This window comes from Mesorhizobium sp. M5C.F.Ca.ET.164.01.1.1, assembly GCF_004792125.1.
Taxonomy (GTDB): Bacteria; Pseudomonadota; Alphaproteobacteria; order Rhizobiales; family Rhizobiaceae; genus Mesorhizobium; species Mesorhizobium wenxiniae.
This window is the reverse complement of the sequence record NZ_SRTG01000005.1, coordinates 149,492-174,186: the sequence shown is the minus strand read 5'-3', so window position 1 is coordinate 174,186 and position 24,695 is coordinate 149,492. Positions and strand designations below refer to the sequence as shown.

Annotated in this window: 25 protein-coding genes; 11 read left to right on the top strand and 14 right to left on the bottom strand. The window is 62.8% G+C overall.

Annotation, left to right across the window (positions count from 1 at the left end; all coding sequences use genetic code 11):
- The first annotated feature begins 48 nt into the window (after positions 1-48).
- Positions 49-588, top strand: a complete 540-nt coding sequence (locus EN807_RS25090; protein WP_135937083.1) for an Lrp/AsnC family transcriptional regulator — start codon at positions 49-51, stop codon at positions 586-588.
- A 286-nt stretch (positions 589-874) separates the two neighbouring features.
- On the opposite strand, the gene EN807_RS25085 is transcribed toward EN807_RS25090, so the two are convergent.
- Complete coding sequence (locus EN807_RS25085; RefSeq protein WP_065008913.1) at positions 875-1,801, bottom strand: manganese catalase family protein; 927 nt, start codon at positions 1,799-1,801, stop codon at positions 875-877.
- A 349-nt stretch (positions 1,802-2,150) separates the two neighbouring features.
- Between EN807_RS25085 and EN807_RS35715 the strand changes: the two genes are divergently transcribed.
- Positions 2,151-2,297 carry a hypothetical protein gene (locus EN807_RS35715; protein WP_082982441.1) on the top strand — a complete coding sequence of 49 codons (147 nt, stop codon included), beginning with the start codon at positions 2,151-2,153 and terminating at the stop codon, positions 2,295-2,297.
- A gap of 78 nt (positions 2,298-2,375) precedes the next feature.
- Here the strand turns inward: EN807_RS35715 and EN807_RS25080 are convergent, their stop codons facing one another.
- The 6 genes from EN807_RS25080 to EN807_RS25050 form a co-directional block, all read right to left on the bottom strand.
- The gene (locus EN807_RS25080) at positions 2,376-3,212 is read right to left on the bottom strand and encodes a GNAT family N-acetyltransferase (RefSeq protein ID WP_135937082.1); all 837 of its coding nucleotides are present in this window, start codon (positions 3,210-3,212) and stop codon (positions 2,376-2,378) included.
- 5 nt (positions 3,213-3,217) lie between these two features.
- Entirely contained in the window at positions 3,218-3,964 is a 747-nt protein-coding gene (locus EN807_RS25075) for an aspartate/glutamate racemase family protein (protein WP_127315747.1), read from the bottom strand.
- Positions 3,965-3,972: 8 nt separating this feature from the next.
- A complete protein-coding gene (locus EN807_RS25070) occupies positions 3,973-4,791 on the bottom strand; it encodes an ABC transporter permease (RefSeq protein ID WP_135937081.1) in 819 nt (272 codons plus the stop codon).
- Position 4,792: 1 nt separating this feature from the next.
- Positions 4,793-5,704, bottom strand: coding sequence for an ABC transporter permease (locus EN807_RS25065; protein ID WP_135937080.1), 912 nt, complete (start codon positions 5,702-5,704; stop codon positions 4,793-4,795).
- Positions 5,705-5,959: 255 nt separating this feature from the next.
- A complete protein-coding gene (locus EN807_RS25055; RefSeq protein WP_135937079.1) occupies positions 5,960-7,249 on the bottom strand; it encodes a PotD/PotF family extracellular solute-binding protein in 1,290 nt (429 codons plus the stop codon).
- Between the two features lie 33 nt (positions 7,250-7,282).
- Positions 7,283-8,371 (bottom strand): ABC transporter ATP-binding protein, encoded by a 1,089-nt coding sequence (locus EN807_RS25050; RefSeq protein ID WP_127315751.1) that lies wholly within the window; start codon positions 8,369-8,371, stop codon positions 7,283-7,285.
- Positions 8,372-8,631: 260 nt separating this feature from the next.
- On the opposite strand from EN807_RS25050, the gene EN807_RS25045 reads away from it, so the two are divergent.
- Positions 8,632-9,345: a GntR family transcriptional regulator gene (locus EN807_RS25045; RefSeq protein ID WP_127315752.1), complete on the top strand. Its 714-nt coding sequence runs from the start codon at positions 8,632-8,634 to the stop codon at positions 9,343-9,345.
- Positions 9,346-9,513: 168 nt separating this feature from the next.
- Here the strand turns inward: EN807_RS25045 and EN807_RS25040 are convergent, their stop codons facing one another.
- The 7 genes from EN807_RS25040 to EN807_RS25010 all read right to left on the bottom strand — a co-directional run bounded on the left by EN807_RS25040 (position 9,514) and on the right by EN807_RS25010 (position 15,721).
- The gene (locus EN807_RS25040) at positions 9,514-10,098 is read right to left on the bottom strand and encodes a HupE/UreJ family protein (protein WP_135937078.1); all 585 of its coding nucleotides are present in this window, start codon (positions 10,096-10,098) and stop codon (positions 9,514-9,516) included.
- Between the two features lie 37 nt (positions 10,099-10,135).
- The gene (locus EN807_RS25035; RefSeq protein WP_135937077.1) at positions 10,136-10,666 is read right to left on the bottom strand and encodes a hypothetical protein; all 531 of its coding nucleotides are present in this window, start codon (positions 10,664-10,666) and stop codon (positions 10,136-10,138) included.
- 2 nt (positions 10,667-10,668) lie between these two features.
- The gene (locus EN807_RS25030; protein WP_135937076.1) at positions 10,669-11,877 is read right to left on the bottom strand and encodes an agmatinase family protein; all 1,209 of its coding nucleotides are present in this window, start codon (positions 11,875-11,877) and stop codon (positions 10,669-10,671) included.
- 12 nt (positions 11,878-11,889) lie between these two features.
- Positions 11,890-12,699, bottom strand: coding sequence for an ATP-binding cassette domain-containing protein (locus EN807_RS25025; protein WP_135937075.1), 810 nt, complete (start codon positions 12,697-12,699; stop codon positions 11,890-11,892).
- Positions 12,696-13,508: an ABC transporter permease gene (locus tag EN807_RS25020; RefSeq protein ID WP_127315757.1), complete on the bottom strand. Its 813-nt coding sequence runs from the start codon at positions 13,506-13,508 to the stop codon at positions 12,696-12,698. The genes EN807_RS25025 and EN807_RS25020 overlap by 4 nt, the downstream gene beginning before the upstream one ends.
- 105 nt (positions 13,509-13,613) lie before the next feature.
- On the bottom strand, positions 13,614-14,678 hold the full coding sequence (locus tag EN807_RS25015; RefSeq protein ID WP_135937074.1) for a putative urea ABC transporter substrate-binding protein: 1,065 nt from the start codon (positions 14,676-14,678) through the stop codon (positions 13,614-13,616).
- Positions 14,679-15,034: 356 nt separating this feature from the next.
- The gene (locus tag EN807_RS25010) at positions 15,035-15,721 is read right to left on the bottom strand and encodes a GntR family transcriptional regulator (protein WP_127315759.1); all 687 of its coding nucleotides are present in this window, start codon (positions 15,719-15,721) and stop codon (positions 15,035-15,037) included.
- A gap of 299 nt (positions 15,722-16,020) precedes the next feature.
- On the opposite strand from EN807_RS25010, the gene EN807_RS25005 reads away from it, so the two are divergent.
- Genes EN807_RS25005 through atzF form a run of 8 tightly spaced genes read left to right on the top strand, consistent with a single transcriptional unit; the run spans position 16,021 to position 24,334 of the window.
- The gene (locus EN807_RS25005) at positions 16,021-17,148 is read left to right on the top strand and encodes a BMP family ABC transporter substrate-binding protein (RefSeq protein ID WP_135937073.1); all 1,128 of its coding nucleotides are present in this window, start codon (positions 16,021-16,023) and stop codon (positions 17,146-17,148) included.
- Positions 17,149-17,203: 55 nt separating this feature from the next.
- The gene (locus tag EN807_RS25000; RefSeq protein WP_246684346.1) at positions 17,204-18,310 is read left to right on the top strand and encodes an ABC transporter permease; all 1,107 of its coding nucleotides are present in this window, start codon (positions 17,204-17,206) and stop codon (positions 18,308-18,310) included.
- The gene (locus EN807_RS24995; protein ID WP_135937071.1) at positions 18,310-19,236 is read left to right on the top strand and encodes an ABC transporter permease; all 927 of its coding nucleotides are present in this window, start codon (positions 18,310-18,312) and stop codon (positions 19,234-19,236) included. The genes EN807_RS25000 and EN807_RS24995 overlap by 1 nt, the downstream gene beginning before the upstream one ends.
- 25 nt (positions 19,237-19,261) lie before the next feature.
- Complete coding sequence (locus EN807_RS24990; RefSeq protein ID WP_135937070.1) at positions 19,262-19,963, top strand: isochorismatase family cysteine hydrolase; 702 nt, start codon at positions 19,262-19,264, stop codon at positions 19,961-19,963.
- A 10-nt stretch (positions 19,964-19,973) separates the two neighbouring features.
- Positions 19,974-21,503 carry an ABC transporter ATP-binding protein gene (locus EN807_RS24985; protein ID WP_135937069.1) on the top strand — a complete coding sequence of 510 codons (1,530 nt, stop codon included), beginning with the start codon at positions 19,974-19,976 and terminating at the stop codon, positions 21,501-21,503.
- Positions 21,503-22,171: an isochorismatase family cysteine hydrolase gene (locus tag EN807_RS24980; protein WP_135937068.1), complete on the top strand. Its 669-nt coding sequence runs from the start codon at positions 21,503-21,505 to the stop codon at positions 22,169-22,171. Before EN807_RS24985 ends, EN807_RS24980 begins: the two co-directional genes overlap by 1 nt.
- Positions 22,164-22,514: a cupin domain-containing protein gene (locus EN807_RS24975; protein WP_135937067.1), complete on the top strand. Its 351-nt coding sequence runs from the start codon at positions 22,164-22,166 to the stop codon at positions 22,512-22,514. The genes EN807_RS24980 and EN807_RS24975 overlap by 8 nt, the downstream gene beginning before the upstream one ends.
- Positions 22,511-24,334 (top strand): allophanate hydrolase, encoded by a 1,824-nt coding sequence (atzF, locus tag EN807_RS24970; RefSeq protein WP_135937066.1) that lies wholly within the window; start codon positions 22,511-22,513, stop codon positions 24,332-24,334. The genes EN807_RS24975 and atzF overlap by 4 nt, the downstream gene beginning before the upstream one ends.
- The last annotated feature ends 361 nt before the right edge of the window (positions 24,335-24,695 follow it).

Here is a 24,695-nt window from a genome sequence, read left to right as displayed (position 1 = left end):
ACGTCGATAATGGCCGTATTAAATTCTGCATCAATAAGGAATTTCATTATGGACGAAGAAACAGATGGCATTCCGCAGAACAGGCCCGCCGCCCGCGATGTCGACGCAACCGACCGAAAAATATTAGGCGTTCTGGTCGACGACGCCACGATCAGCTATGCCGAGCTCGGCGACCGTGTCGGCCTGTCACCACCGGCAGCCCATGAACGGGTGAAGCGGCTTCGGCGCAGCGGCGCCATCCGCAACACCGCGGCGATCATCGATCCCAAGGCGGTGCGCAAGCCGTTGCTCGCTTTTGTGCACATCGACACCAAGGGCTGGGGAAAGACCCCTGAACTGATGGCGATTTCCGAACACCCCGAAGTCGAGGAGATTCATTCCGTGGCCGGCGACACATGCATGCTGATCAAGGTCCGCACCGAGGACACAAGGGCGCTCGAAGGTCTACTGTCGCGTCTTTACGAAACGCCTGGCGTCACCTCGACGCGAAGCTATGTGGTTCTGTCGACCTATCTCGAGCGGCCGGTGCAGCCCGGGATCACGACCGAATGGCCGACGCCCCGGCACATGGCCACGCCGCTGTATTAGCCGGAGCGCGAGTCGGGACGGTGTCCGGCTGGGCCCGGCCTGATCGCGGGCTTTGCCTGCAACGACGGTATCGCCATGACGAGGAGCATGGGTAGGTGCTTGCGGACTGGGCGAGCGGAACAAAGCCTCAGGAATTGCCGCTGCGTTTGCGCCGCCGTCGCCGATCCCGTTCCATAGCCTGATGCGGCAGCGCAAACATGCTGCTTCCCCTGAGCATGCTGCGCGACCGGCTGGATAAGGGAGGTCAGCTGGCTTCGACGCAAGCTCGCTAACCGATCGAGGCTCGTTACCGAGACGCCTTGTAAAGTTTGGATGCAATCTCGTACATTTCCTCAGGCGCGTAATCCGGTGTGAAAGCCGATGGCTCTCCCACCAACTCCTGGATCTTTCCGCCATCCGGCATTCCTTCGACAACCTCCAATTCACCTGGAGGATCGTCCGGGAGAGCCATTTCGCCATTGCCCCAGATCCCAGCTATCTCACGGTAATCTTCGGGACTGAATGTATAAAGACGTCGGTGCGAGCCTTCCTCAAGATATTTCTGGCTCTCCGGGATGTTTGCCAGCGGAATGTTGGGCGTTGGAAGCATCTTCTCGATTTCGACACCCGTTATCTGTTTGAGCGCGAGGGCATATGCATGGGCATGCACCGATCCCCTTACCAGCAAATATCCGCAGACCTCCCGTCCGGTCGGGTCCGACAAGGTTTCGTAGACCCGCAGTTTGTGAAGGCGGGCTCCGCATTCGAGGTGGAAATTGTGGAGGAGGTCGAAAATGACGTTGCCGGTCGTTGTAACGAAATCCTTGTTCCAGCTCAGGCCATTTGAATCGATCGGCACGGCGCCACCACCATGCGACAAAAATCCGGCAGCCAGACGTGCGTCCTTCATCATTTCGAACGGCGCGCCGGTGATATCTGTCGGACCTACCGTGTCAGCGCCGGGTTCATCAGGGCCGTTCGCAAGCATCGACACCCCATTGCTGACCAATTCGACATGGCCGAGCTCTTCGGCGGTGATGGCCGCAACCAGGCTGTAGAACGGCCTCAACTTGCTCTTCGATCGGAAATTGAAGCTTTGGAAGAGGTAGTTACCGAGTGTGGACATTTCTCCGTATTTTCCGCCAAGCAACTCCTGGAGCGCTGAAGCGGCATTGACATCCTGTTGGGCCGGTGCCGGTAATTCAATTTGAAGTTTGTCGACGCGCAAAAACATGGTCTGTCTCCGTTAGAGGAACGGCCCTAACAGCACTTCGACGGTATTGTTCCCGCCTCTCAGGAGAGTATTTCTCCCGTCGACCGGCTTCTGTCCCAAATTGATGCGTTGGCGCGACCTGAACGCTGCATATGCAGGCGTGCTAACTTTTTAGCTCATGCGGGAACATGGCGGTGCCATCATCCCTATGGCACGTGACGACGCGACCGACTGGATGAGGCAGGCTAGCTGACCCGCCGCACGTAACCTTGGATACCGGCGTCACCGGGGCTGATCGGCCATACCTTGTCCGTCCGCCAGACCGATCGAACTCATTAGACTCGCCCACCTCTTGTGCTAACGACCGCGGATGAAGCAGGACAATCTCTACCTCGCCATCGGCGCTCTGGTTGTCGCCGTCATCGCCTTCAGCATTTGCGTTTATCGCGAGGAGACCAAGCCAGAAGGTTTGGAACTTCGCATCGATGATTCCGGCATTTCAGTTCAGGAAAAGTAGAATCGCGTATCCTTGCTATCGTCTCTGATCGGGTTGCGCGGGCAACTGGCTCTGCGCACAAAAAACTGACGCCACGCCTCAACCAAGCTCCAAGGTCGTTATCGCAAAGACGCCGGACTGCATGAGCTGCGGCGCTTTTCCCTTGTACATTCGAGCCGTTTCGAAGCCCGGTTGAAGGCCGGCCAACGACAGCAAAGCTGCAAAGCTCCCACTGGTCTCGGGAACGTCGAGATGGACATTTCCGGGTCCCGAGGCGTTGGCGAACGCCGCGAAAAGTCGAGTTGCCGCGTCCAGGCTGTTGGAAAAGAGCGGACCGATCTTGCAACCGTCCCGGCATCGGCGCGCGACGCCATATCCCTCGATCGTGCCATCCCTAACGATCGCAAGCGCCATGTGAGGCGGGCGCAGCCAGTGGTCCAGGAAGGATCGCCTCGAAGCCGGAAAGAATCGGCGGTCATAGTCCAGGACATCCGGGATGAGTTCCGGGCCTATGACGCAAACGCCGCTGTCGACTTCTGCCGGACCGTTCGGCGACCCGACGAACCGGATCGTCCGGTAGACCGGCGCAAAACCCATGCTGCGGTAGTTGGCCTGCTGTTCGACGACACCATCGAGGCCGATCGTGCGGTCGCCGAGCCGCGCCATGCCGGCATCCCAGACCGCCTTGCCATGGCCCTCACCGCGCCTGTCCGGCCGACAGATGTAGAGGCCGATGAAGCCGAAATCGTCGCCATAGGCGACGGCCGAAATACCGGCCACCATCTCGCCATCGACAAAGGCGCCGATGAAGCCCTCTGGATCCGCCGCCTGGAACGCCACGGCATCGACAAGGCCGGGATTCCAGCCCTCCGCTGCCGCCCAGTCGACAAGGATTTCCACGTCTTCAAGTGCGAGCGTTCTGATCGTTCGGCGCATTGCGATCACTCGGCGGCAACTATACCGGGGGCGAAGGATTTCAATGCGCCACGATAAGGCTTTGCCAGCGGGTTTGCATAGGCGCCGCGCTTGGACGTTGACAGGCCAAGCGCGATGAGTGCCTCGGCCTGCTTGACCGCGGCGCCGACGCCGTCGATGACCGGAACGCCGAATTCCCGCTGCAGCTCGGCGGCGAGGTCGGCCATGCCGGCACAGCCGAGCACGATGGCCTCGGCGCGATCCTCCTCGAGCGCGCGCGCGATCTCGCCGCGCAGTTTCAGGATCGCGTCCGATGCCGGGTCTTCGAGGGCAAGAACCGGGATATCGGCGGCGCGCACGCGCGCCCGCCCGGCCATGCCATAGCGCTGCACCAGCCCTTCGACCGGCACCCGCGAGCGCTCGGTCGTGGTGACGACGGTGAAGCGCTGCGCGATGAACGAGGCCGTGCTGAGCGCTGTCTCGCAAATGCCGACGACCGGAATGTTGGCCATAGCGCGCGCAGCATCCAAGCCCGTATCGTCAAAACAGGCGATGACCGCGGCCTGCGCGCCCGACCGTTCGCCCGCGGCGATCTCGACCAGCAGGCCCGGCACGGCGAGCGCCTCGTCATAATAGCCTTCGATCGAAACCGGACCCATCGTCGAGGTGACGGCGACGATGTCCGTACCGGCGCCGGCAACCAACCGCGCCGCCGCTGCAATGGTTTCGGTCATGCTGGCGGTGGTGTTCGGATTGGCAACGAGGATCTGCATTGCGGTTCTCAAGGACGCGCCCGGCGGCGCCCGACATAGACGATTGCGCCAAGCGTCAGCAGGATCACCAGGAAGGAAAATACTGATGTCACGGTGCCCAGTGCATAGAGCACCGGCGTCGTCACATTCGTCGTCATGCCGTAGATTTCGAGCGGTAACGTGTTGAACGTGCCCGAGGTCATCAGCGTGCGGGCGAACTCGTCATAGGACAGGGTGAAACCGAACAGGCCGACGCCGATCAGGCTAGGCGCGATCATCGGCAGAACGACATGCGCGAAGGTCTGCCAGGACGACGCTCCGAGATCACGCGCGGCTTCCTCATAGGCCGGCGAGAACCGGTTGAAGACGGCGAACATGATCAGCACGCCGAAGGGCAAGGTCCATGTCAGATGCGCGCCGAAGGCAGACGTGTACCAGGCGGGGCGGAAGCCGACCTGCTGGAAGACGACGCCAATGCCGAGCGAGATGATGATCGACGGCACGACCAGGCTGGCGACCGCCAGATAGAACAATGCGGTGGCGCCACGAAATTTTTGCCGGAAGGCAAGACCGGCAAGCAGTGACACGACAACGGTCACGATCATCACCATCAGGCCAAGGATGAAGGACCGTTTGAAGCTGCCGCCGAAATCGCCGACCGCCTGGCGCTCGAACAGATTGGCGAACCAGTGCAGCGAAACGCCGTTCAATGGGAATGTCAGCCCGCCATTCTCGCCCTGGAAGGAGAGGATCAGGATCGCCGAGAGCGGGCCGTAGAGAAACAGCACGAATAGGGCGAAGAAGGCCGCCAGCACGTAGAATTCGAGGGTGCGCTTGTCGTGGCTCACGTCACAGCTCCTTGCGGATGTCGACGATGCGCAGGATGCCGGCGACCATCAGCAGCACCAGCACCAGCAGCACGACCGCATTGGCGGCGGCCGCCGGATATTGCAGCAGCGACATCTGGTTCTTCATCATCAGCGCGACGGAAGCGCTTTGACCGCCGGACATCACCTGCACCGTCGAAAAGTCGGCCATCACCAGCGTGACGACAAAGATGGTGCCGATCGCCATGCCGGGCTTGGCGAGCGGGATGATAACGTTCCACAGGACCTGCCAGCCGGAAGCGCCGGCATCGCGGGCGGCCTCGATCAGCGACTTGTCGATACGCATCAGCGTGTTGAAGATCGGCGTCACCATGAACAACGTGTAGAGATGCACCATCGCGAGCACCACCGCGAATTCGGAATAGAGCAGCCATTCGATCGGCTTCGGGATCAGCCCGATCTCAACCAGCGTCGTATTGACCAGGCCGTTGCGGCCAAGCACTGGAATCCACGAGATCATGCGGATGATGTTGGAGGTCAGGAACGGCACCGTGCAGACCAGGAACAGCACCATCTGCATGGCCGTGGTCCTGATGTGGAAGGCGAGGAAATAAGCGACCCAGAAGCCGATGAACAGCGTCAGCGCCCAGACGATGGCGGCGTACTTCAACGTGTTCAGGTAGGTTTTCCAGGTGACCCAGGAGCCGAGCGTGTCGGCGTAGTTGGTGGTCAGGAAATCCGGGTACATCGCCGCGAAGTCGTAATCCCAGAAGGAGACCACGGCGATCATCAGGATCGGCAGCAAAAGAAACGCGCCGAGGATCAGCGCCAGCGGCGCCGCCTGCAGGTAGGGGATGAGGCGGGCGACCGAGACGCGGCGGCGACGCCTGGCGGGTTTGGCGGCGGCTATAGGCTGATCGAGAGCCACAGTCATCTGGAACAGCCTTGGTGCGATGAGGAGGGCCGATAATCTGGCAAGCTGTGATCCGTCGCGCCCCCCTCTGTCCTGCCGGACATCTCCCCCACTTGGGGGGAGATCGGCCGTCGCCGCCGCTTTCGCCAATCTCCAACGTTGCAAGAAGAGTCGCCAACAACGAAGCTGCCAATCTCCCCCCAAGTGGGGGAGATGTCCGGCAGGACAGAGGGGGGCGCCAAGGAATGCAACATCTCAGTTATTGCCGGCCTTGCGCTACGCGGCGATGAATTCGTTCCAGCGCCTCACCATGTAGCGGTCCTCGTCCATGACCGAGTTCCAGCAAGCGACCTTGCCCATGCGCTCGACGAAGGAGCCGCCGTCGCGCACTGCGCCCGCCTTCTCCATGACCTTGCCGTCCGGCGCCATGATGTCACCCTTTGCCGGCTTACCGTCGACCCAGTAGCCCCATTCGTCCTCGGACATGAACTGCTTGGCCGTATCCATGGCGGCCGAGTAGTAGCCCTGGCGGTTGAGGTAGGCGCCGACCCAGCCGGACAGGTACCAGTTGATATATTCGTAGGCAGCGTCAAGTTCGGCGCCCTTGAGATGCGCTGCAAGGCCAAGGCCGCCGCCCCATGAGCGGTAGCCTTCCTTGAGCGGCTGGTACTTGCAGGCGATGCCCTTGGAGCGGACCGCAGCGACGGCCGGCGACCACATCGACTGGATGACCACTTCTCCCGATGCCATCAGGTTGACGCTCTCGTCGAACGATTTCCAGAACGCACGGAACTGGCCGTCCTGCTTGGCCTTGATCAGGAAGTCGATCGTCTTGTCGATCTCCTCCTTGGTCATGTTGCCCTTGTCGGCATATTTGATGTTGCCCATGGCTTCCATGATCATCGCCGCATCCATGATGCCGATCGACGGAATGTTGAGGATGGCAGCCTTGCCCTTGAAGGCCGGATCCATGATGTCGGCCCAGGTGGTGATGTCGCGGCCGACAAGGTCGGGGCGGATGCCGAGCGTATCGGCATTGTAGATGGTCGGAACCATCGTCATCCACTGCGTCGGTTGCTTGGCGAAAGTCTTGGCGTCCTGCGCCTCGACGAAGCCGACCGTATGTGGCGCGGTGCCCTGGGCAATGACGCTGTCGGGCGTCAGCTTGCCGGTGATGAAGAGCGGTACGATCTTGTCGTAATATTTCAGCTTCTTGACATCCATCGGCTGCATCACGCCGGACGGATACACCTTCTTGGCGATCCAGTATTCGATGTCGGCGATGTCGTAGCTGTCCGGCTGGGTCACCGCGCGCTGGGCGGCGGCATCGGAATCGGTCGCCGTCATCTCCAGCGTGATGCCGAGATCGGCCTTGCACTTGTCGGCGATGGCGTTGAGGTTGGACACGCCGGTGCCAAACTGGCGCAGCGTGATCGGGTTCTGCGCCCAAATCGTCGGGAACCCGGTGATCACGCCGGAGCCGGCGGCAAGACCGACGGCGGCGGCACCTGTCTTGAGCAGCGAGCGGCGGGAAATTCCTGTCTTCTTGTCGGTGGTGTTGGTCATGTCAGTTCCCCTGTTTTGATTGGTTGTTCGGGTTCAGGAATCGAGACGGCCAAGGACGATCGCGTCCTCGGTGTCCCAGGCGATCGGCGCGGCGTCGCCGACGGCCACCGGCTTGGCGAAGAAGCTGGTGTCGTCGACGATCACGGTAAAATCCTCGATGCCGGCGCCATTGACCGAGAGCTTCACGGTCGAGCCGCGGTACTCGATATTGGAGACGATGCCGGTGAAGCCCAGCCCCGTGGCCGGCGGGTCGCCTATCCGCACATGATCGGTGCGAATGGCGATATCGATCGGCTCGCCGATCACCCTGCCCTGCCCGCTGGCCGCAAGCGGGCCGCCACCCGGCACATCGAAAACAACCATGCCATCGCGACTGCCGGTGACGCGGCCGGAGACGACGTTGTGATCGCCCATGAAGCGGGCGACGAACGCGGTGGCTGGTCGCTCGAAGACGGTGCGCGGATGCGCCGCCTGCTCGATGCGGCCGTCATTCATAACCACGATGAGGTCGGCGAGCGCCATGGCCTCCTCCTGGCTGTGGGTGACGTGGACGAAGGTGATACCGAGCGACGTCTGCAGCTTCTTCAGTTCCGCCCGCATCCGGATCTTCAGGAACGGATCGAGTGCCGAGAGCGGTTCGTCGAGCAGCAGCGCCTCGGGGTCGGTGATCAGCGCGCGGGCCAGAGCGACCCGCTGCTGTTGTCCGCCCGAAAGCTGCGCCGGGCGGCGGCCGGCATAGGCTTCCATCTGCATCAGCTTCAGCATGACGAGCGCCTTGGCGCGGCGCTCCTCCTTGCCGACACCTTTCATCTTGAGGCTGAACGCAACATTGTCGATCAGGTCGAGATGCGGAAACAGCGCGTAGGACTGGAACATCATGGCGGTGCCGCGCTTGGCCGGCGGCAGGTGGGTGACCACTGTGTTGCCGAGACGCACGTCGCCGCTCGATATGCTTTCGTGCCCGGCAATCATGCGCAGCGTCGACGTCTTGCCGCAGCCGGACGGCCCGAGCAGGCAGCAATAGGTTCCCGCGGGAATTTTCAGGCTGATGTCTTCGACGGCAGTCGTAGCGCCATAGATTTTCGAAACGGACACGATGTCAATTTCGGCGGCTTTAGACATCCAGCTTCCTCTCTAATTCAACTTAAGCAAAGCATCATGCATGCCAATCGCCCTGCATCGGCTCAAACGACTGATTTCTTGGGTAAATCGGGACCAGATCCGGCCGCCCCGCCGAAACGGCACGATTGTGCTATGCACAAATTATAGGCGATAGAAGCCGATTCCAGCAAAAATCGTATGCAATCTTTTCTGGCATCGTATCCACTTTGGCCCTCTGCAACCGACCCGATTCAGGGTAGAAAGGTGAAGGGACTACCATCATGAATATAGCCGACCAGACTTTCCCTGCTGTCGACAGTGCCAACGAGGATCGCGCCCAGGCGATCCGCGACCAGTTGCGCGACGCGATCGTCGATCGCCGGCTGGCGCCCGGAACCAAGCTGTCGGAAGGCGAGGTCGGCACTCTGTTCGATGTCAGCCGCACCGTGGCGCGCGCAGCACTGCAGATGCTATCTTTCGAAGGCTTGGTTCGGACCGAACGCAATCGTGGCGCCTTCGTCGCCAACCCGTCGCCGGAGGAAGCGCGTCAGGTCTTCGCTTCGCGCCGGCTGATCGAGCCCGGTATAGCGATCGCCGCCGCCGGGCGGATGACGCCGGCGCATGTCGCTGCCTTCAAGGCGCAGCTCGATGAAGAGGGCCGCTTCATTGCCGAACGCGGACCAAATGCAAGACGCTCGGAAATCAAAGCTTCGGGCGATTTTCACCTGCTGCTGGCTTCGGTTGCCGGAAACGCGATCCTCCAGCGCTTCATGGAAGAACTGGTGGCGCGGTCATCGCTGGTGATCGCACTCTATGGCCGCTCGGGCGTGTCGAGCTGCGGTCATAGCGAACACATGAATATCCTCGAGGCGCTGGAAAATGGCAATTCCGAACGCGCCAGCGCACTGATGCTGCACCACATCGACCATATCGAGGCCGACCTCGATCTGCGCGTCAGGAGCGGTCCGGCGCTCAGGCAGGCGCTCGAATTCTGACGCTCATTTCGACCGGAGGGACGCGAAAACCGCGCCCCTCAAAGCCGCTCGGCCCGGATCTTCAGGATCTGGTACAGCAAATCGCGGATGCGCCGCAGCCTCATCGACAATTTCCGGCTCATCTGCATTCCAGTTCTGTTTGCCGACCGCCTGCGTTGATCGCCTCACTCAGAAGGTCTGGGCCGCCATGGCCAATCCAACCAGCGAGGTGGCGAGCCCTGCGGTGCGGACCATCATCGGCCAACGGGCGAACTTGAAGACGGACAACGCCCCGATCGCATGCAGCATCGACGTGCCGAGCATGAAACCAGCGGCATAGGCGATGCCGCCGGCGCTCTCGGGAATCTCGAGGCCGTGGGCATTGCCGTGAAAAAGGCCGAACAGGGCCGTCAACGCCGCGGCGGCGGCCAGCGGCAGCGGCCTGGCAAGGCCGACAATGGCGCCGAAGACCACCAGCGACAGCGCGATGCCGGTTTCAAGCGAAGGCAGGCCGATGCCCGCCATGCCGAGCAAGGCTCCGGCGACCATGGCCGAGACGAAGAACAGCGGCACAAGGACAAAGCTGCGGCCAGCGGCGCGGGCGCCAATCATGCCGACCGCGACCATGGCCAGCAGATGGTCCATGTCGAGGAGCGGATGTTCAAGCCCGGCGAAAAAGCCGTGGACGTGAGCGCCGCCGCTATGGGCAAACGCCAGCGACGGCGTGAGGGCGGCGAGAGCTGAAAGGATGCCAAGTCTTGCTAATGTTTTCATAGTGGTACCTGTTCGATGAGAGTGACGGGTTCTGATTTTAGTGCCCGGGAACGGTGAATTGCGAAGCGGCGGAACGGTCCGCGAGCGCGCGCGCCGCGGCGAAGCCGAGCGGCTTTTGCTCACTGCCATCGTGATAGATGAAAGCGAGGCGGCGGCGGTGCGATGTCAGGCGCGCCGGCAACGGGTGATAGGCGACGCCGGTGCCACCGACGAGCGGCATGACCGCGCCGACATCGACCAGATCCTCGGTCTCGACGCGAAGCAGATGAAGCCGCACGCCGTCCGCCCTCTCGCCGACAAAGGGTATACCGGCCAGGCGCAGAAAGCTGGATGGGTCCGGCGCCCGCGCAAAGCCTTCGAGGAAGGCGGTTTCAACAAGGTCGAGGTCGACCGCCGCTGGATCGGCCGGCGGCTCGTGAGCCTGGTCCGGCAGATGCGGCGTCTGCCATTGCAGCGGCTTGCCCGCGGGCCCGTTGTGGCCGAGGGCGTGCGGATGGTCATGGCCGTTCTGCCCGTGATGATGATGGCCATCGCCATGATCGTGACTGTGGTGGTGATCATCGTGCATGGTCAAAAACTCACCGGTTTGTCGATGATCGATTTGTGCTTGCCGAGATTGCCGTGGGCGACCATCGAGCCGAGCGCTTCGACGACGACACGCACACCGAACAGGGCCGTGATGTCCGACGTGTCGTAAGGCGGCGAAACCTCGACCACTTCCAGCCCGCAAATGCCTGGAGCCGTCACCAGCCCAAGCAGCTTGAGCGCCTCGCGCGGCAGGAAGCCGCCCGGCTCAGGCCAGCCCGTGCCGGGCACGAAACCGCAATCGAGGCTGTCGACGTCGAAAGAGATGTAGACGGCGTCGGTGTCCTTCCATGCGAGTTCGAGCGCGACTTCCGCCGCCTTCTCGAGGCCCATCTGCTCGATGTCGGCAATGGTGAGCACGTTGGTGCCGCGCTTCCTCGCCTCGGCGACGCCGTAGCGGGGGACCTGCCAGCCACCGATGCCGAGCTGCACGAGATTGGTCGCCGAGACATTCGGCAGGTTGGTCGCCCAATACCACGGCGTGGTGTGCATGCGCTCGTCGAGATCCTTTTCCTGAATGTCGATATGGCGATCGAAATGGATGATGCCGATGCGCTTCGAGGTCACGTCGGCAATGCCGCGCACGCAAGGGAAACCGATCGAATGGTCGCCGCCCAGCATGATCGGCAGCGCGCCGGACGAGGCGACATGGCTGACGCCCTTGGTGATCTGGTCGAAGCTCTTTTCGAGGTTGGCGGGAATGGTGAAGACGTCGCCGGCGTCGCACAGCGTCATCTGCTCGCGCAGGTCGACGCCGAGCTCGTAATTGTACGGCGTGTAGAGCGCCGAGATGCGGCGAATGCCTTGCGGGCCGAAGCGGGTTCCCGGCCGGTAGGTGGTGCCGCTGTCGAAAGGAATGCCGATGACGGCTGCATCGTATTTGCCGACATCGCGAACGTTCTCGACATAGGGCGCCTTGAGGAAGGTGTTGATGCCGGCGAAATGCGGCAGCTCGCCGCGCGCGAATGTCGGGATCGACTTGTCGACGATCGACTCCGATCCCGGCAGGCCCATGTCGAGCGCCCATTGCTGCTCCTTGCGCCAGCCGCTTTCCGACAGCTTGCCCTCGGCCTCGATCGACTTCCAACCCTGCGTGCCGCGGGCGTCGAAATCGGGGTGGTGAAAGCGTTCCCTGGACTCACGGGCGACGAGCCCTGCCCGGCGGTGGCTGCGTTCGGGGATATTTCTGGACATTCACGGTCTCCGTTACGACGCCGTCGTCGCCATTGCTGGATCCGGCCGGGTCGTCCCGACCATCGCGGCCACCTTGGCCAAGTGATGGGAGGAAGCCCGGGTCTTGCGATCGAGCTTCAAATCGTAGGTGATCGTCGCGCCGTAAGCGGACGGGAACTGCGGATCGTGGCGCACCTTGTCGAAAACCAGCACGCGGGTGCCGAGCTTGAAGGCTTCGCCGATATCGTGGGTGACCATCACAACCGTCATGCCGTGCTCGGTCCAGAGCTCGGTGAGCAGATCGTGCATCTCGACGCGGATGCCGGGATCGAGCGCACCGAAAGGCTCGTCGAGAAGCAGGATCTGCGGCCTGCCGAGCAAGGTCTGCGCGATCGCCAGCCGCTGCTGCATGCCGCCGGAGAGCGATGCGGGATAAAGGTCGCGCGCATGAGCAAGGCCGACCCGCGCCAGCATGGCTTCGGCCTCTTGCCTGGCATTTCTGCGCCTGGCGCCGAAGACGCGGCCAAACGGCCCGCCCGAGCGAAAGTCTTCGACCGCCAGAAGGTTCTGGAGGGCGGTCAGATGCGGAAACACCGAATAGCGCTGAAAGACGATGCCACGCTGCGGCGTCGGCTCTGGAACGATTGGGCCATCGCCGACGATGACGACGCCACTGCTCTGCTGCTCCTGGCCGAGCAGGATGCGCAGGAACGTCGATTTTCCGCAGCCGCTGACACCGACCAGCGACAGGAATTCGCCGGCTTCGGCGGTGACATTGACCCGCTCGAGCACGCGGGCATCGCCGTAGCTCTTTTCCAGTCCGTGAACGACGATGCGGCTCATCTGGCCTCCACCGGATGCGCCCAAGGAGAGATCGCGCGCGAAAGCCGCACCAGCAGCCAATCGGTGATGACGGCAAGCAGGGTGATCCAGGCGACATAGGGCAGGATGACGTCCATCGAGAGATAGCGGCGGACGAGGAAGATGCGGTAACCCAGCCCTTCGGTCGAGGCGATGGCTTCGGCGGCGATCAGGAACAGCCAGGCCGGCCCGAGCGCCAGCCGCACGCAAGTGATGAGGCGCGGCATGACTTGCGGCAGCACCAGCCGCAAGACCATGGTCCAGCTGTTGCCGCCAAGCGTCTGCGCCTTGGCCACCAACTCTGGTGGCAATTCCATCACCCGATTGGCGATGTCGCGCACCATCACCGGCGCGACGCCAAGGGCGATCAGTGTGATCTTGGCGGTTTCGCCGAGGCCGAGCGCGATGAACAGGATCGGCAGCAGCGCCAGCGGTGGGATGACGCAAACGACGGTGACGAACGGCAGCAGGAAGGCCCGCACCCGCGGGATGAAGCCGATGGCGATGCCGAGCGAAAGCGCGGCGAACGTGGCCACGCCGACGCCCGCGAACAGCCTGAGGAGACTGGCATAGGTGTCGACCCACAGGATAAGGTCGCCCGAGCGCTTGTCCGGAACCGTCGCAAGGTCAAGAAAGGCCGACCACATCTGTGGCGGCGAAGGCAGCAGCTTGTCACTGGGATTGACGGCCAGCCGCTGCGCCGAGGCGACGAGATAGGCGATCGCCACGAACAAGAACGGCAGGCCGCCGAGGGACAAGGCGCTGCCGCGCGAGACCTTCGCATTGATCATGCGAAGGCGCACCTTCGGCCTTGGCGGAGAAGGGCGCGTGGTGCCCTCCCCGCCCGTCTCGGAGGCTTCATCCCTGGCACTCATTTCCTTGGCCAGCATGTCGCGTCAGGGCGTTGCGGTTGCGGCCTCGGCCATGAAGGCTGGATCGAAACGCAGCTTAACGTTTTTGGCGTCGCCCAGCGTGGATCCGTCTGGAAAGCTCATGCCGACCACGTCGACACTCGTCGCATTGGTGCCGAGGATACCGTGGCTGAACAGGAAGTTGCGGACCAGATCCATCGTCTTCGGCAATTCGGTGCCGTTGGTGAACTCGACCGCCTTGGCCGGGTCGAAGAACATTGCCGTCGAGGCGAGCTGCGCGTCGAAACCGGCGAGATCCGTGCCGGTCGCCTTGGCCATCTCCTCCTTGGCTGCCTTGCCTTCCGGCGTGTCGGAGGTCATCAGCTCCATCGCTTCGTACCACGCGCCGACCAGTGCCTTGCCCAATGCCGGATTGTCCTTCAGCGTCTCGGTGTTGACGACCATCATGTCGATGATCTCACCGGGAATCTGCGAGGAATCGAAAACCTTGTGCGCACCCGGCATGGCGACGATCTCGGAAACCAGCGGGTTCCAGGTAACAACCGAGGTGACGTCGCTGGTGCCATAGGCGGCGACCATGTCGGCGTCGGACGTGTTGACGATGGTGATGTCCTTCTCGGCGAGCTTGACCGTGTCCAGTGCCCGCGCCAGCAGGTAATGCGAGACGGAGAGCTCAACGAGATTGACCTTCTGGCCGGCAATGTCGGCGAGCGCGGCCTTGTCCTTGAGGATCACGGCATCGTTGCCGTTGGAGAAGTCGCCGATGATCACGGCGGTGGTGTCGACGCCGCCGCCTGCGGGGATCGACAGCGCGTCCATGTTGGTCATCGAACAGCCGTCAAAACCGCCGGCCGTATACTGGTTGATGCTTTCGACATAGTCGTTGATGCGGGTGATCTCGACATTGATGCCGTTTTTTTCGGCCCATTTCTTCATGATGCCGCTGTCGGAGAGATAGCCCCACGGCATCCAGCCGACATAGATCGACCAGCATATCTTGAAGTCTTTCTTAGGCGCCGCGTCGGCGGCGGATATCATGGGAAGGCTGAGTGATGCGGCTAGGATGATTGCGGCCAGCTTGCGAAGCATTGCGTACCCCTGTTCGCGATCCGGATTGCGTCCGGACTTTATGTTGGGGTTTACGGAGCGCGCATCCGGGAGAGGTTCGCGCCAGCAAACCCGTGCAGGGTTCTCCCGGGATTTTGGCCCGCCGTGTTCCGCCGGATGCCTCAGTGCACCCTTGGCGGTCGCATCTCTTGGACCAGCACCGCTTTGTCGCGGCCGGAACCCTAGACGCTCTGCACACCATCTACGAAGCAAGGAGCATGCCAAAGCCGAATTATGCCAGATATCCGGCAATTGTTGGCCAGCGCTGCTTCGAGCACCTGCACCAGTGACGCGAAAATCATCGCATCGCCGACGAATTGGGCATTTTTGCCTGATTGCTAGGAAGACATCCCGATCGAATCTGTCCCCGACCTTATCGGGTCAACCGCGGCAAAGACGGCGCTCGCCTCGCTGACGATCGAGACGTGATCCTTGGCTGCTTGTCCTGCGGCAGCGCCGTCCCCGCGCATGATTGCGGTAACGATGACGTCATGCTCCTGCCAGGATTTGGCCAGACGGCCCGGCAGCATGAATTGCGCGCGCCGAAACGGCGCCAGCCGGCTTCGTGTCATGACGGTCAGTTCATGGATGTGCTTGCTGTGCGCGCCGCGATAGAGCCGGGTGTGGAACTCCGTGTTGAAATACTCGTAGTCCTCCTCCGCACCCAGCTGCACAAGGCGCGCCGATGCCTGATGCTCGATTTCGAGCGCGCGACGTTCGCCGGCGGTCATGCGCTCGGCCGAGAACCGCGCGCAGATCGCTTCAAGCTCGGCCATGCTCTCGAACATCGAGGCGAGATGCTCCTGCGTCACCACGGCGACGGTGGCGCCACGGTTGGGCCGCCTTTCGACCAGGCCCATGGCGCTCAGCCGGCCAAGCGCCTCCCTGACGGGGGTGCGCGACACGTCAAAGCGGGCAGCGAGCGAGGCCTCGTCGAGCTTTTCGCCGGGGCGCAGGAAGCCAGTGACGATCCGGTCGCCGATCGCCCTCACCATCTGATCGACGGTCGTGCCCGACCTGATCAAGCTGCGCTTCCCCGACAATTCTCCTCCGTCCAGTCTTTTTCCCGGCCGTGCGGCAAGTGGCTCGCCGGAAGTTTCGACTCGGGCGCGTCCTCTATGCCTCTATTTTAATCTAGATGTCAAACTGGCTAACTGAAAGGCAAAAAGTGCATGCAATTGCCTTTCGCTTGAGCACGGCGGATCGGCACATGAACTGATTTTGTTGGATAAATTCTAGCTTTTGAACTGGCACGGCGATTGCATGCACTTTTGCTGAGAAGGAAATTAATCGACCCGGAAAGGGTCCAGCAGGGAGCATTCACATGACCGAGAGATTCATGCTTAGCCGCCGCGAGCTGCTCAAGACCTCCGCCGCCGGAGCGGCACTCGGTCTGGCCTCGGCGTCATTCCCGATCAGCAGGGCGTTCGCCGCTGCCGTCACTGTCGGCTTCATCTATGTCGGACCGAAGGACGACTACGGCTACAACCAGGCGCATGCCGAGGGAGCCGCCACATTGAAGGCCATCGAGGGCATTTCCGTGGTCGAGGAGGAGAACGTCCCCGAGACGGTCGATGTCCAGAAGTCCATGGAATCGATGATCAACCTCGACGGCGCCTCGCTGATCTTCCCGACCTCGTTCGGCTATTTCGATCCGCACATGCTGGCCATGTGCGCGAAATTCCCCGACGTGCAGTTCCGCCATTGCGGCGGCATGTGGAACAAGGACAAGCATCCGATGAATGCCGGTTCCTATTTCGGCTATATCGGTATGGGCCAGTATCTCAACGGCGTCGCCGCCAGCCACGCCACCAAGACCAAGAAGCTTGGCTTCGTCGCGGCAAAGCCGATTCCGCAGGTCCTGCTCAACATCAATTCTTTCCTGCTCGGCGCACGCTCGGTCGACCCGGCCATCACCTGCCAGGTGATCTTCACCGGCGAGTGGTCGCTGGCGGTCAAGGAGGCGGAAGCCACCAATGCGCTGGTCGATCAGGGTGCCGACGTCATCACCTGTCATGTCGACAGCCCGAAAGTGGTGGTCGAAACGGCGGCGGGACGCGGCGCCTTCATCTGCGGCTACCATGCCAATCAGAGCCCGCTGGCGCCCGAAAAATATCTGACCGGCGCGGAATGGAACTGGGCGAAGGTCTACAAGATGTTCGTCGACGACCTCGTGGCCGGTAAGCCGCTGCCCAATTTCACGCGCGGCGGACTGGCCGACGGCTTCGTCAAGATGAGCCCGCTCGGCCCCGCCGTCAGCGAGGCGGCGCGCGCACAGTTCGACGGCACGCTCGCCGAAATGATGAAGGGCGGCTTTTCCGTTATCAAGGGTCCGTTGAAGAACAATAAGGGCGACGTCGTCGCAACCGAGGGCCAGACCTTCGTCGAGGCCGCGATCGAGCTGGAAAGCATGGACTATCTCGTCGAGGGTGTCGTCGGCTCTACTGCTTGATGGATCGGAGACGGCGGCCATGGCAGACACGGTGAGCAGTGCGGGGGTACCGGTGATGCACGGCGCCCAGGGCTATCCGACGGCGCTCGAATGGATCGCCCGGCGGGCGGAAGCCTTCGTCATCCCGCTCGCGGCACTGATCGTCGGCATGGCCCTGTTCAGCCTGTTCATCGCGCTGGTCGGCAAGTCACCCGTGCAGCTCTATGAAACGATGTGGCGCGGCGGCTTCGGCTCGTGGTTCTCGATCCAGAACTCGCTGTCGCGGGCCGCACCCTTGCTGCTTGCGGCGCTCTGCGTGGCACTGCCGGCCCGGCTCGGCCTCGTCGTCATCGGCGGCGAAGGCGCGATCGTGCTGGGCGGTGTTGCCGCCGCTGCGATGGGCGTGGCCACCAGCAGCGCCCCCGCCTTTTTCGTTATTCTTGCCATGGGCGTGGCGGGCCTGGCCGCCGGCGGCATCTGGATCGGTGCCGTCGGCGCGCTACGCCACTACCGTGCCGTCAACGAAACCATATCGAGCCTTTTGATGGCCTATATCGCCATCGCCTTGATGAACCATCTGGTGGAAGGACCGCTGCGCGATCCCGCCTCGCTCAACAAACCCTCGACCGAGTCGCTGGCGGAGGCCTACCGCATCGGCAACATTCCGGGAATGGACGTGCATTGGGGCCTGGTCGTCGGCGTCATCGCCTGCGTTCTGTCCTGGCTGCTGATCGAAAAGACCCGCTGGGGCTTCGCCGCCCGCATTGCCGGTGGCAATGTCAGGGCAGCCCAGGTGCAGGGGCTTGCCGTCGGACCGCTGATCGTCGGCTTCACCGCGCTGGCCGGCGGCTTCGCCGGCCTTGCCGGCATGCTGGAAGTCGCCGCCGTGCAAGGCAGCGCCAACGCCTCGCTCGCCGCCGGCTATGGGTATACCGGTATCCTGGTTGCCTTCCTCGCCCGCCACAATCCGCTCGCCATCATTCCGGTTGCCTTCCTGCTTGGCGGCATCGACGCCTCTGGAGGTCTGATCCAGCGCCGCATGGATCTGCCCGACGCCACCGTGCTGGTGCTGCAAGGCATGCTCTTCGTCGTCATTCTGTTCAGCGAAACCTTCTACGGCCGCTTCAAGGCCTTCAATCCCGACCTCTGGCAGAGGCCCGATCTCTTGAAGGGGACTGCCTGATGGACGCAACCGAGATCGGCCTCTGGGGCGTTCCCCTTGCCATGCTCGGCGGCGCCATCCGCGTCTCGACGCCGTTTATCTTCGTGTCGCTGGGCGAAGCCATCACCGAACGTTCGGGGCGCATCAATCTCGGCCTCGAAGGCACGCTGGTGTTCGGCGCGATGACCGCCTATGCCGTTGCGGTGATGACCGGCTCGCCATGGCTCGGTCTGCTGGCTGCCGCAGTCGCCGGTCTTTGTTTCGGCCTGTTCCACGGCTGGATCTGCAAATTCCGTGGGGTTAACGACATCGCCATCGGCATTGCGCTGATGCTGTTCGGCTCGGGTCTCGCCTTCTTCTTTGGCAAGCCATTCATCCAGCCCTCGGCGCCCGACCTGCCGGCCATCCCCTTTGGCGGCTGGTCCGACGTTCCGCAGGTGCAGGCGGCGCTCAACGTCAACGTGCTGTTCCTGATCGGCGCAGCACTTGCGGTGTTTCTGTGGTGGGCTTTCCGCAACACCCGCGCCGGGTTAATCGTGCGCGTGGTCGGCGACAGCTCCGACGCCGCGCGCGCCATCGGCCTCAACCCGAACACCGTGCGCCTCATCGCCACCGGCATCGGCGGCGCGCTGGCCGGCATCGGCGGCGCCTATCTGTCGCTCTACTATCCCGGCAGCTGGACCGAAGGGATTTCGTCGGGCCAGGGGCTGATGGCAGTGGCGCTGGTCATCTTCGCGCGCTGGAACCCGCTCGGCTGCTTTGCCGCCGCGCTGCTGTTCGGCGGTGCCGGCGCGCTCGGGCCGGCGCTGCAATCGGTCGGCGTCACGCAAGGCTACTATCTGTTCTACGCCGCCCCTTACATTCTCACCCTCGTTATCATGATCGCCACCTCGTCGCCGACCCGTTCGCTGGCCGGCGCGCCGGGCGAACTGTCGATCACCAAATGACGTTTCCAGACAGGAGTTTTGCTCAATGAACGCCAGAGCCGAGCTCACGCAGCGCTACATCGACGCCGATCCCTATCCATGGCCCTACAATGGCGAGCTTCGGCCCGACAACACGGCGCTGATCATCATCGACATGCAGACCGATTTCTGTGGGCCGGGCGGCTATGTCGACCATATGGGCTACGATCTCTCGCTGGTGCGGGCGCCGATCGAACCGATCAGGTCGGTGCTGTCGGCCATGCGGGCGAAGGGCTACACCATCATCCACACGCGCGAGGGCCACCGGCCCGATCTCGCCGACCTGCCGGCCAACAAGCGCTGGCGCTCGCGCCGCATCAATGCCGGCATCGGCGACCCCGGACCTTGCGGGCGCATCCTGGTGCGCGGCGAGCCGGGCTGGGACATCATCCCCGACCTCTATCCGGCCGAAGGCGAGCCGATCATCGACAAGCCGGGAAAGGGCTCGTTCTGCGCCACCGACCTCGAATTGATCCTCAACCAGCGCGGCATCGAAAACATCGTGCTGACCGGCATCACCACCGACGTCTGCGTGCACACGACGATGCGCGAAGCCAACGACCGCGGTTTCGAATGCGTGATGCTGGAGGATTGCTGCGGGGCGACTGACCACGGCAATCATCTCGCCGCGATCAAGATGATCAAGATGCAAGGCGGGGTGTTCGGCGCGGTGTCGAACTCGGTGTCCTTCGTTGCCCAGTTGCCATGAGGATGTCGTGATGCGTGAAAGCGGCAAGAAGGCCGTCGGCGTCGAGACGAACGGCATGAGCATGCGCTTCGGTGCCTTCACCGCGCTCGACGACGTCTCGATCAAGGTGCCCGCGGGATCGTTTCATGCGCTGCTTGGCGAAAACGGCGCGGGCAAGTCGACGTTGGTCAAATGCATCATGGGTTTTTATCACCCGACCTCCGGCGACATTCTGGTCGACGGGCGCGAGGTAGGGATTGCCAGTCCGAAGGATGCCTCGGCGCTGGGCCTGGGCATGGTCTACCAGCATTTTACCCTCGTCCCGTCGCTCACGGGTGCGGAGAACCTGGTCATTTCGCGCGAAAAGGTGCCGGGGATTATCGACTGGCGCAAGGAGCGCGCGGCACTTGCCCAATTCATGGAGCGGATGCCGTTCAAGCTGCCGCTCGACGTCAAGGTGGCGGAACTTGCCGCCGGCGAAAAACAGAAGCTCGAGATCATCAACCAGCTTTATCTCGGCCGCAGTTTTCTGGTGCTGGATGAGCCGACGTCGGTGCTCACCCCCGGCGAGGCGCAGGAAGTGCTCGGCCTCGTGCGCGACATGACCAAGGCGGACGGCCTCACCGTGCTTATGATCTCGCACAAATTCCACGAGGTGACGGCATTTGCCGACGACATCACGGTGCTGCGCAAAGGCAGGCTGACCGGAACCGGGACAGTATCGGAGCTGTCTCACAAGCAGATGGCGGCGATGATGATCGGCGACCAGCCGATTGCCGCGCTCGACTCGCGCGCTCCAGTGCCGGTCGATGCCAGGCAGGTACTGACGGTGAACTCGCTGAAGGCGCCCGACCGCACCGGTCTGAAGACCATCAATATCGGCGAACTCGATGTGAAATCCGGCGAGATCGTCGGCGTTGCCGGCATCTCGGGCAACGGCCAGAAGGAGTTTTTGGAAGTCCTTGCCGGGCAGCGTAGGCGTGATGCCGGCGACGTTCTGGTGAAGGGATCGCCCTATGGCGCCAGCCGCGCCGAGGCCCGCACGCTCAATGTGCGCTTCATCCCGGAGGAGCCGTTGCGCAATGCCTGTGCGCCGAGGATGACGGTGGCCGAAAACATGGCTTTCCGCACCTTCGACCTGAACGAGGCCGGCAAGCCGATCAACTGGATCAAGATGAGTGCCATCAGGGACTATGCGACGCGCCTGGTCGAGCAGTTCAAGGTCAAGACGGCCTCGCTCGCCTCGCCCATTTCATCGCTGTCCGGAGGCAATGTGCAGCGCGCTGTGCTCGCCCGCGAACTGACCGGCGAGGTCGATCTTCTCATCGTGTCGAATCCCTGCTTTGGCCTCGATTTCTCCGCCGTCGCCGAAATCCGCGCCCGTATCATGAAGGCGCGCAACGCCGGCGCGGCGGTGCTGCTGATGTCGGAAGACCTCGATGAATTGCTTGAGCTTTCAGACCGCATTTTCGTCATGTCCGATGGCGCGCTGGTCTATGAGACACCGATCGCGCAGGCGAGCGTGCAGACGATCGGCGAATACATGGCCGGACATCACTGATGGCGGAGATCGATGCGCTGCCGTTTCCGTTTGCCTTCAAGCCTGAGGCGATGGCGCTGGTCGTCATCGACATGCAGCGCGATTTTGCCGAGCCGGGCGGCTTCGGCGCCGGCCTCGGCAATGACGTCAGCCGGGTGATGGCGATCGTGCCGACGGTGAAGAGGCTTATCGAGGGATTTCGGGAGGCCGGCCTGCCGGTGATCCACACAATGGAATGCCACAGACCAGACCTTTCGGACCTGCCGTCGGCCAAGCGCAATCGCGGCAATCCGTCGATCAGGATTGGCGATGATGGCCCAATGGGTCGTGTGCTGATCGTCGGCGAGCCGGGAACGGCGATCCTCGACGAGCTTGCTCCGTTGCCTGGCGAAATCGTCATCGAAAAACCCGGCAAGGGCGCCTTCTACGCCACCAGCTTCGGCGAGGACCTGAAGCGGCTCGGCGCGCAGCAACTCGTCTTTGCCGGAGTCACGACAGAAGTCTGCGTGCAGACGACGATGCGCGAGGCCAACGACCGCGGCTATGAGTGCCTGCTGGCCGAGGATGCGACGGAGAGCTACTTTCCGGAGTTCAAGGCGGCCGCGCTGGCCATGATCAGGGCGCAGGGCGCGATCGTCGGCTGGACGGCGACGACAAACCAGGTGCTCAAGGGAATTGCCGATGCCTAACATTGCATATCCGGCTCTCATCGATGGGAGCTGGCGCAATCTGGCATTCGAGCATTTTCGCGACGGCATCACGGCGCATTGGCTGCTCAAGGGCGGACCGGTGGAACCGTCCGTCGCGATCCTGAACTATCGGCCCGGCGCAGGCGTGCCACGCCACCGCCATGTCGGGCTGGAAACCATCGTCGTGCTGGATGGCACACAGAGCGACGAGAACGGCGACTATCCTGTCGGAAGCGTGATCCTGAACCCGGTCGGGACCGAGCATTCGGTGTGGACGAAAGACGGTTGCGTCGTGCTGATCCAGTGGAACCTGCCGGTGGTCATTCTGGGCGAGGCGAAATGAACGACATCCGATTCGATATCGGCAGCCTGCACGCGGCCTATGCCTCCGGCATGTCGGTTAGAGCCGTGATTGAAACAGTGTTTCAGCGCATTTCGGAAGCGGACGATCCCGGCATCTTCATCCATCTGGCGAGCAAGGCGGAGCTGCTCGCCGAAGCCGAAGCACTCGGCGGATTCGATCCGGTGACAAAGCCGCTCTGGGGCGTGCCGTTCGCGGTCAAGGACAACATAGATGTTGCCGGCATGCCTACCACGGCCGGCTGCGCCGAATATGCCTATTTGCCGGCGAAAGACGCCACCGTCGTCGCGCGTCTGAGGGCGGCCGGCGCACTGGTCGTCGGAAAAACCAATCTCGACCAATTCGCCACCGGCCTGGTCGGCATGCGCACACCTTATCCGGTCCCGAGAAACGCGATCGATCCGAAACTGGTGCCAGGCGGCTCCTCGTCCGGCTCGGCGGTGGCGACGGCGCGCGGTATCGTTTCCTTCGCGCTCGGCACCGATACCGCCGGCTCCGGCCGCATACCCGCCGGCCTCAACAACATTGTCGGACTGAAGCCGACCGTCGGCGCGCTGTCGGCTGCCGGCGTCGTGCCGGCCTGCCGCACGCTCGACTGCGTCTCCGTCTTTGCGCTCACCGTCGATGACGCCTACAGCGTCTTCAGGGCCGCGGCAGCAAAGGATGACGAAGATCCCTATTCGCGCTCCATCGCGTCACTCGGTCCGCGTCCACCCGTGCTATCTGTCGGCATTCCGGCAAAAGCGGACCGGGAATTTTTTGGCGATGCGGCCATGCAGGCGGGATTCGAAACGGCGCTGCGGACGCTGGAACAGCTCGGCTGCCGGTTGGTCGAAATCCCCTTCGGCAATTTCTACGCCACCGCCAACCTTCTCTACGAAGGCGCCTGGGTGGCCGAGCGCTATGCGGCGATCGCAGATTTCATGGAAGCGAACGAAGCGGTCATGCATCCGGTGACGCGCACAATCATCGGCGGGGCGCGTAAGCTTTCAGCAGCGGACGCCTTCAAGGGCCTGTATGCGCTGCAGGCCTACAAGGCCAGGCTCGCGCCGGTCATCGCCTCAGTCGACCTCTTCTGCGTGCCGACGGCGCCGACGCATTACACGGTCGACGTCGTCTTGGCCGATCCGATCGTGACCAACAGCCGGCTCGGCACCTACACCAACTTCGTCAATCTGCTCGACATGTGCGGCGTCGCCGTACCGACGGGCAAGCGAGACGACGGTCTGCCGATGAGCGTTACCTTGCTTGCCGCCGCCGGCAAGGACGCCCTGACGGCGTCGCTGGCCAGCGAGCTGCAGGCAGCCAGCGGTCTCGACCTTGGCGCGACTGATTGGGCGATGCCTGCCAGCGTCGCCAAGGCCCCTGACCTCGATGACGGCATGATCGAGCTCGTGGTCGTCGGCGCGCATCTGTCGGGAATGCCGCTCAACGGCCAGCTCTGCGCGCTTGGCGCGCGATTGAGCAGAGCCGCCAGGACGGTTGCTTCCTATCAGCTCTACGCACTCGCCGGCCAATCCGTGCCGAAGCCTGGGCTCGTGCGTGTTGCCGATGGCAACGGCAAGTCGATGGAGGTCGAGGTTTGGCGGCTTTCAGCGGCTGCCTTCGGGCGCTTCGTCGCCGCGATCCCGCCGCCGCTCGGCATCGGCACGATCGAGCTCGATGACGGGACATCGGCCAAGGGCTTTCTGGTCGAGACCGCCGGGTTGTCACGAGCTATCGACATTTCGGCCTATGGCGGTTGGCGCAGCTTCATCGCAAAAGCCGGCGGAGAGCGACTGGAAAGCGTCCCGGCCGATTGAACGACCGGCCGTTCGCGCCGGCAACGTCAGCGCGACCTCAAATCGTAGCAGCGATGCTCGGCGAGGCTGTCACGCCGAATGCCGTAAGCGATCCGTAATCGCGCGTGTTCGAAAGTTGCACCGTGAGTGGCAGGCGTCACCAAGCGCTTGCGACTGCCGGAGACCTCGCGATGCGAACAGGTAGTGCAGTGGCCCCAACAGATTTCGTCGGGACTCATCAGACGCGGCGATGGTCCGTGCTGTCGGGTTTTTCTTCACGCCGGACGCTGTCGAAGGCAGCGGCGATATTTCTCAGCCTGCTGCCGGCTTCGGGGTCGGTGGAGATCAGACCGTTCTGCGACTGCCGCCTCCACTCGCGCAC